Here is a 7,195-nt window from a genome sequence, read left to right as displayed (position 1 = left end):
AATGGGTCGCAGCACCGAGGCTGGACTTCATTACATCAATAATTCTTCTTCTCAATTGACAATCATTATCATTAAGCCTAATTTGGCGCTCGATGTGTAGGACGAGTGCGGCATCCGGACGTCCCGCTAACTTTTTGCAGCAAGGTGAATTCCATGACGGAACAAGTATCCACAAGCAGGTGCGACTCACCGTTACTCCAGGCATTCGTGGACAACCGATTGATCCTGGTCAAGATCGCGGCACGCATTACCGGCTGCCGATCCCGTGCGGAGGATGTGGTGCAGGACGCGTTTTTCCGGCTGCAATCGGCGCCGCAGATCACCTCCTCGTTCAAGGCGCAGCTCAGCTATCTGTTCCAGATCGTGCGCAACCTGGCGATCGACCACTACCGCAAGCAGGCGCTGGAACAGAAATACTCGGGGCCGGAAGAGGAAGGGTTGAACGTGGTGATCCAGGGTGCTTCGCCAGAAACCTCCCATATCAACTTCTCCACGCTGGAGCACATCGCCGACGCGCTGACCGAGCTGCCCAGCCGCACCCGCTATGCCTTCGAGATGTATCGCCTGCATGGCGTGCCACAGAAGGACATCGCCAAGGAACTGGGCGTCTCGCCGACCCTGGTGAACTTCATGATCCGCGATGCCCTGGTGCATTGCCGCAAGGTGTCGGGGGTTCGGGGGGATACCTTCGCCCGGCGGTAACTTGCGGTGGTTTTGCCGGCCTCATCGCGAGCAAGCTCGCTCCCACAGAGGAATTCAGTGACCACAAAAACTGTGGGAGCGAGCTTGCTCGCGATGAGGCCCTAAGGCCCTGCCCCCCCCTACATCAACCCACACCGATCAAAAAACCGCTCACGCCCCAGGATCATCAGCGCCGCGCGCTTGTGGGGGAAATCGAATTCCTTTTCACAATGGAAGCACTGGTTGTGCAGGTGCCCGATCATCCGGGCATTGTCGGCCCGGGGCTCGGCGACCACGCGCTGGGTGCGCGGATCGTCCAGGAACAGGTAATGCACCAGCGCCGACAACCAACTGGCCACCTTGTGCGGTCCCCGGTGTTGCTCTTCACCCACCAGCATGTGGATGCCGCGATCGTAGTTGCCGGCGTCATAGAACGGCGCGATCCGATCCTCCTTGGCCCAATAGGCTTCGAAGTAAGCGAACGGCTGGTCATCGAAACAACCGATCAGGGTCAAGACCCGGGGATCGGCCTGCAGCTTGCCCAGGTACTCGCGATGCTGTTCCAGGCTGCCCTCCTCCTGCCAGAAACTCGCCACCCGCGGGCTGTTCTGCCAGCGGTTGAAACGCGTAAGGTCCTGCTCGATTTCCAGGGTGCGCAAGGACACCCAGGCCCCCAGCCGCGCATCGAAACGCCGGTACACCTCGCCACGGGGCTTGATGGGCCGGCGTGGATGGCGCTGGCCATCGGTGATGGTCATGTGTTGCGGGTAGCTGCCGTTGAACGACACTCCCAGCCAGGGCTGCGGCAATTGCCAGAACATCGTGCGCTCGCAGATGTATTCACCGGCACGTTCAGTGGCCGTCAACAAACCGCTGAGCAAGGCTTCGCCGGGGCGCTCGTCGAGGTGCCAGGTCAGGCGCTGGCAATCGGGGTCGCGAGCAAACAGCCAATAGCAGGCCGCCCACAGCGCCGGGCCCACCGGGCGGTCGTTGATTTCCTGCAAGTGCACGTGCAACTCGGGACCGCGCGCAAGGCGCAGCCGGATCAGCGGCGCACCTTCGAGCATCAGGCTCAGGTGGCGTTCGGTTTCATCGGCGCCGAGGCGACGGCCGCCGGGCAAGGGCAGCGTCGTCGGGTGGTTGAGGTTGGACATGGGGGGGGGCTCGCGTATTCGTCGGTAGTCAACGAGGGACGTGAGCCAGGAAGGGAAATTTAGTGGCGCATTCAATGGGAATGCGTGGGCACCAGATGAATCTGGTAGGGCTGGAAAATCTTCAGCAACTGACCGTTATCCCGCAACATTTGCAGCAACTGCGCAAACGCCTCACTGGAAATGGGCGCCTGCGGGCGGATCAACGCGTAATGGTGGTAAACCTGATCGATGCGTTCAGACACCAGCAATTGCGGGCCGACTTCGGGATTGCGCAACACGTAATCGTTGAGGTACGAACGGGTCACCAGGGCGATATCCGCACGCCCACGCAAGACCATCAGCAGGTTGCTGTCGTGGGAATACGTCAGCGTGGCGTTGTATTGGCCGGCGAGGAACTTGGGGTCGGCGTTGAATTCGGCGAAGGCGTAGTGATAGCCGCTGAACAGGGCCAGGCGCTTGCCCCTGAGGTCGGTGAAATAACTTTGCGTGCGATCCGGCTCGCGCTGCGCGACGAAGACTTCCGCATCCTCCAGGCCCATGTCCACCGAGGTGTGCGGCACATCTTGCCAGCCCCACTCGGGGTTCTCGAAGATCGCCATGTCGACCCGGCCCTGCTTGAAATCATTGAAGCGGCGCGGGATCGATGTCGGCACCAGCACGAACTGATAGTCGGTTTGCGCCTGGTTCAAGGCCTCCACCATTTGCGGCAGCAGGCCGGTGTCGGCGCCGTTTTCGGGACGAACGGTATAAGGCGGAAAATGCGCCGCGCCGATCCGTACCAGTTGCGCTGCCTCGGTCGGCAGCGCCAGGAAAACGGCCAGAACAGCCAGCAGCAGACGCGAGGTCATCCCCATCGGCGAAAACGTCAAGATAACCCACTCCCCAAAAGTCCCATCAATAACAATCAAGCTAGGCGGTTTCAGCCACTTAGCCAGCCACACACGGTCATTCAAGGCATTGCTCGATTATTGTTTTTCTTCAAGCACCAGGATCAGGGCTTGCTCGGCCAGCTCATCGAGACTCAGGCTGCCTTCGGCGCGAAACCAGGTGGTGGTCCAGGACAACGCTCCCGTGAGGAACCGCCGGGTAATGGACACGTCTCCACGAATATACCCGGCCTCCTTGGCCTGGCCCAGGACCTCGAGCCACAAGTCTTCATAAATATCACGCAGGGCCAGCACGTGCCGCTGTCCGTCCTGCGATAGCGAACGCCATTCATAGACCAGCACCGCCATGGCCTCGCCGGTGCCGCCCATGATCGACTGCAATTCGCAGCGGATCAGCGCCAATACCCGCTCACGCACGCTGTCGGCCTCGGCCAGGGCGGCGCGCATCAATGCGGTGTTGTAGCAGATGGTTTCTTCCATCACCGCCCGCAGGATTTCGTCCTTGCTCTTGAAATGGTGAAAGATGCTACCCGACTGGATGCCCACGGCACTGGCCAGGTCACGCACCGTGGTGCGCTCGAAGCCTTTGTTGCGAAACAGGTGGGCGGCGGTCTGGAGCAGTTTGCCGCGAGCACTGTCCGGGTCGGTCAGTTGCCCGTTGTCGACCAGCTCCCGCATCACGCTCAGGGCTTTTTGCTCGTCCACCCATTATCTCCTACAGTCGATCAACCCACGCGCGAGCATTGCACATCAAACCATCAGTGGCGCGGGCAATTTAAGCTGACCGAGGCAACCAAGCAAGCGCTCGGCCAGAAGAACCAGCGGTCGTTTACAAACCAAGCGCTTGCTTGGTAGTCTCGAGCCACCTTTGTCGGAGGGAACGCCATGCCCAAAACGATCCGTATCGGTTGCGCCAGCGCCTTCTGGGGCGATACCTGTACTGCGGCGGCGCAACTGGTCGAGGGCGGGGCGCTGGATTACCTGGTGTTCGATTACCTGGCCGAGGTGACGATGTCGATCATGGCGGGAGCGCGGCTGAAGGATTCTTCGAGCGGCTATGCCACGGACTTCATCGAGGTCCTCACACCGCTGCTACAGCGTTTGCAGGACGACGGCATCCGCGTCATCAGCAACGCCGGCGGGGTCAACCCCCAGGCCTGTGCGAAGGCCCTGCAAGCGGCCTGCGATCAGGCGGGCGTGCCGTTGAAGATCGCCGTGCTGCTGGGCGATGACCTGCAACCGCAATTCGAACGGCTCGCCGCCCAGGGCATCCGTGAAATGTTCAGTGGCGAGCCCCTGCCCTGCGCGTGCGTGTCGATCAACGCCTACCTTGGCGCGCCCGGCATTGTCGAGGCGTTGCGCCTGGGGGCCGATGTCGTGATCACCGGTCGAGTGGTGGACAGCGCCGTGGTCAGCGCCGCCCTGGTGCATGAATTCGGCTGGGCCTGGGACGATTACGACCGATTGGCCCAGGCCGCACTGGCCGGGCACCTGATCGAGTGCGGCGCCCAGTGCACGGGCGGCAACTTCACCGACTGGCAGCAAGTGCCGGATTATGAGCACATCGGCTTTCCCATCGTCGAGGTCAGCGCCGACGGCCAATTCACGGTTACCAAAACCGAAGGCAGCGGCGGATTGGTCACGCCATTGACCGTCGGCGAGCAGTTGCTCTACGAAATCGGCGACCCGCAAGGCTATCTGTTGCCAGACGTGATCTGTGATTTCAGCCAGGTCAGGTTGATCCAGCAAGGCAAGCACGCCGTGCGCGTCCACGGCGCCAAGGGCTTGCCGCCCACCGATCAATACAAGGTCAGCGCCACCTGGCCGGACGGTTGGCGCTGCACCGCCACCTGCCTGATCGCCGGCATTGATGCGGTGGCCAAGGCTGAACGGGTCAGCCAGGCAATCGTCGCCAAGACCTCACAGATTTTCAGTCAACGTGGCTGGGCGCCCTACAGCGAAGTGAACATCGAACTGCTGGGCAGCGAAGCTACTTACGGCCAGCGCCGGGACAGCCGTGAGGTGGTGATCAAGCTGGCGGTACGGCACCCGGACAAACAGCCGCTGGTGCTGTTTTCCAGGGAAATCGCCCAAGCCGCCACCGGCATGGCGCCGGGGCTGACGGGGCTGGTCGGCGGTCGGCCGACGGTGTCGCCGTTGATTCGCCTGTTCTCGTTCCTGATCGACAAAACCACTTGCCGGCTCGACATCGAACTCGACGGCCAGCGTCACCCTTGCCCCCTGCCCACTTTCGAACCGCTACGCACCGTCGATCTGCCGGTCGCCCCGGATGTGCCCAAACCCCAGGGCCGGGCCGATGCCAGCGTGCCGCTGGTCAAACTGGCGGTGGCGCGCTCCGGCGACAAGGGCAACCACAGCAATATTGGCGTGATCGCCCGGGAACCCGAATACCTGCCCTGGATCGCCGAAGCGCTGACGCCGGAGGTGATGGTCGATTGGATGAGCCACGTGCTCGACCCGCGGTTGGGCCGGGTCGAACGCTGGTATCTGCCGGGCACCCACAGTTTGAATTTCCTGCTGGAAAACGCCCTCGGCGGCGGCGGTGTCGCCAGCCTGCGCATTGATCCCCAGGGCAAGGCGTTCGCCCAGCAGTTGCTGGAAATCCAGATTCCGGTGCCGCAACACATTGCCGACCGGGTCAACGCCTCCCCACACCGCCCTGATGCATGCCTGACCCGTAGGAGCTGACGAGTGCAACGAGGCTGCGATCTTGTCCCGGACAATTGAGTCGCGAGCGAAAGATAAAAATCAAGATCAAAAGATCGCAGCCTTCGGCAGCTCCTACAGGGGGGGCGATTTTGCGCTAATCCGTTCGAGCAAGAGGAATCCTCATGCCAATCTTCGAATCGCACCTTGATCCCCACAGCGCTGACTTCACGCGCAACCACGCGGCGATGCTGGCCGGTGTCGAACAGTTGCGCCAGCTCGAACAGGCCGTGCTGGAGAAAGCCGCCCAGGCCCAGGGCAAGTTCGACCAACGCGGCCAACTGTTGCCGCGCCAGCGCCTGAACCTGCTGCTCGATCCTGGCGCGCCGTTCCTCGAACTGGCGAGCCTGGCCGGCTACAAACTCCATGACGACAAGGACGGTAGCCAGGCCGGCGGCGGCCTGATCGCCGGGATCGGCTACGTGTCCGGGGTGCGGGTGCTGGTGGTGGCCAACAACAGCGCAATCAAGGGCGGCACGATTTCCCCCAGCGGCTTGTACAAGACCCTGCGCCTGCAACAGATCGCCATGGAAAACAAACTGCCGATCATCACCCTCGCCGAAAGTGGTGGCGCCAATCTCAATTACGCCGCGCAGATTTTCGTCGAAGGCGCGCGCTGCTTCGCCAACCAGGCACGCATGTCGGCCATGGGCCTGCCACAGATCACCGTGGTGCATGGCTCGGCCACCGCAGGCGGGGCTTATCAGCCAGGATTGTCGGATTACGTGGTGGTGGTGCGCGACAAGGCGCGGCTGTTCCTGGCCGGGCCGCCGTTGCTCAAGGCCGCGACCGGCGAAGTGGCCAGCGAGGAGGATCTGGGCGGTGCGCAGATGCATGCGCAGGTGGCGGGCACCGCCGAATACCTGGCCGAGAACGACGCCGACGGCGTGCGCCTGGCCCGGGAGATTCTCAGCCTGCTGCCCTGGAATGCGCAACTGCCACCGCAGCCCGAACGGAGCTGGACGGAGCCGCTCTACCCTGCCGACGAATTATTGGGACTGGTCCCCGACGACCCGAAGAAGCCCTATGACGTGCAGGAAATCATCGCCCGCATCGCCGACGGCTCGAATTTCCTGGCCTTCAAAAGCGAGTTCGACGCCCAGACGATTTGCGGTCACTTGCACATTCGCGGCCACGCCTGCGGCCTGATCGGCAACAACGGACCGATCACGCCGCAAGGTGCCAGCAAGGCCGCGCAGTTCATCCAGTTGTGCGACCAGAGCCGCACGCCGTTGCTGTTTTTGCACAACACCACCGGGTTCATGGTCGGCACCGAGTCGGAGCGACAGGGGGTGATCAAGCATGGCGCCAAGATGATCCAGGCCGTGGCCAATGCCCGAGTGCCCAAGCTGACCGTCGTGGTGGGCGGTTCCTACGGCGCCGGCAATTACGCCATGTGCGGCCGTGGGCTGGACCCACGCTTCATCTTCGCCTGGCCCAACAGCCATACGGCGGTGATGGGCGGTGCCCAGGCCGGCAAGGTCCTGCGCATGGTCACCGAGGCCACGCAGATCAAGAACGGCCTGACCCCCGACCCGAAGATGCTGGACCTGCTCGAGCAAACCACCGCGCAGCAGCTCGACAGCCAGTCCACCGCCCTCTACGGCAGCGCCAGCCTGTGGGACGACGGGCTCATCGACCCGCGCGACACGCGCTCTTTGCTGGGCTTGCTGCTGGACATCTGTCACCAGGCCGAGCAGCGGCCACTGCAAGCCAACAGCTTCGGCGTGGCCCGTTTCTGAGGAC

At 62.6% G+C, this 7,195-nt stretch carries 6 protein-coding genes; 3 read left to right on the top strand and 3 right to left on the bottom strand.

Translation table 11 applies throughout. From position 1 onward, the window contains the following. Positions 1-153 precede the first annotated feature (153 nt). Entirely contained in the window at positions 154-702 is a 549-nt protein-coding gene (locus tag QMK47_RS09780; protein ID WP_024619408.1) for an RNA polymerase factor sigma-70, read from the top strand. Positions 703-821: 119 nt separating this feature from the next. Here QMK47_RS09780 and QMK47_RS09775 read toward each other — a convergent pair whose 3' ends face one another. The 3 genes from QMK47_RS09775 to QMK47_RS09765 all read right to left on the bottom strand — a co-directional run bounded on the left by QMK47_RS09775 (position 822) and on the right by QMK47_RS09765 (position 3,427). Beyond that, complete coding sequence (locus QMK47_RS09775) at positions 822-1,835, bottom strand: GNAT family N-acetyltransferase (RefSeq protein ID WP_214510848.1); 1,014 nt, start codon at positions 1,833-1,835, stop codon at positions 822-824. Between the two features lie 71 nt (positions 1,836-1,906). After that, positions 1,907-2,683, bottom strand: coding sequence for a substrate-binding periplasmic protein (locus QMK47_RS09770; protein ID WP_320390516.1), 777 nt, complete (start codon positions 2,681-2,683; stop codon positions 1,907-1,909). A gap of 117 nt (positions 2,684-2,800) precedes the next feature. After that, positions 2,801-3,427 carry a TetR/AcrR family transcriptional regulator gene (locus QMK47_RS09765; RefSeq protein ID WP_253472742.1) on the bottom strand — a complete coding sequence of 209 codons (627 nt, stop codon included), beginning with the start codon at positions 3,425-3,427 and terminating at the stop codon, positions 2,801-2,803. Positions 3,428-3,607: 180 nt separating this feature from the next. Here QMK47_RS09765 and QMK47_RS09760 point away from each other — a divergent pair, with 180 nt between their 5' ends. Together QMK47_RS09760 and atuC are read left to right on the top strand one after the other, a co-directional pair. Then, complete coding sequence (locus tag QMK47_RS09760; RefSeq protein ID WP_320390093.1) at positions 3,608-5,431, top strand: acyclic terpene utilization AtuA family protein; 1,824 nt, start codon at positions 3,608-3,610, stop codon at positions 5,429-5,431. Positions 5,432-5,574: 143 nt separating this feature from the next. Next, positions 5,575-7,191 carry a geranyl-CoA carboxylase subunit beta gene (atuC, locus tag QMK47_RS09755; protein WP_320390092.1) on the top strand — a complete coding sequence of 539 codons (1,617 nt, stop codon included), beginning with the start codon at positions 5,575-5,577 and terminating at the stop codon, positions 7,189-7,191. The last annotated feature ends 4 nt before the right edge of the window (positions 7,192-7,195 follow it).

Origin of the sequence: Pseudomonas sp. P9_35 (assembly GCF_034008205.1) — a bacterium.
Taxonomy (GTDB): domain Bacteria; phylum Pseudomonadota; class Gammaproteobacteria; order Pseudomonadales; family Pseudomonadaceae; genus Aquipseudomonas; species Aquipseudomonas kilonensis.
The sequence above is the reverse complement of the archived record's forward strand: the minus strand, read 5'-3'. Positions and strand labels throughout refer to the sequence as shown.